Genomic DNA, 583 nt, shown 5'->3' on the forward strand with positions numbered 1-583 from the left:
AACCTTCGCATCAACGGCGTCGACGTCGCGCCCTACGTCGAGGCCGAGCTCGACCGGATCCACCCGGACCGTTCGAAGATGCGCCCCACCGACGCCGCCGGCTACCGCGAGGGGTGGGGCGCCGTGGAGCGGCTCTGGGCGCAGACCGTTGAGCGCGCCCGGGCCTTCCCACCGGAGCTGCTGCACGAGCGGGTCGACGGCGAGTGGTCCTTCATCGAGACGTTGCGCCACCTCGTCTTCGCCACGGACGCCTGGGTGCTCCGGGCGCTCCTCGGCGACCCCACGCCCTGGCACCCGCTCGACCTGCCGCACGACGACATGCCCGACAACCCGCCCGTGCCGCGCGACCGCGAGGCACGGCCCGGGCTCGACGAGGTGCTCGCACTCCGGGCCGACCGGATGGACACCGTGCGCCGGGTCGTCGACGACCTGACCGACGAGGCGCTCGCAGGCTCCACCGAGCCGGTCCTCGAGCCCGGCTACCCCGAGCCCGAGTCCTTCGCGGTCTCGCGCATCCTGCGCACCATCCTCAACGAGGAGTGGCAGCACCGCCTCTACGCCGAACGTGACCTCGACGCCCTCG

Annotated in this window: 1 protein-coding gene; it reads left to right on the top strand. The window is 73.1% G+C overall.

Annotation, left to right across the window (positions count from 1 at the left end; all coding sequences use genetic code 11):
- On the top strand, positions 1-583 hold a 583-nt coding region (locus ABD194_RS20140; protein ID WP_343994829.1), incomplete at both ends, for a DinB family protein.

Origin of the sequence: Terrabacter terrae, assembly GCF_039529575.1 — a bacterium.
In the GTDB taxonomy this organism is placed as follows: domain Bacteria; phylum Actinomycetota; class Actinomycetes; order Actinomycetales; family Dermatophilaceae; genus Terrabacter; species Terrabacter terrae.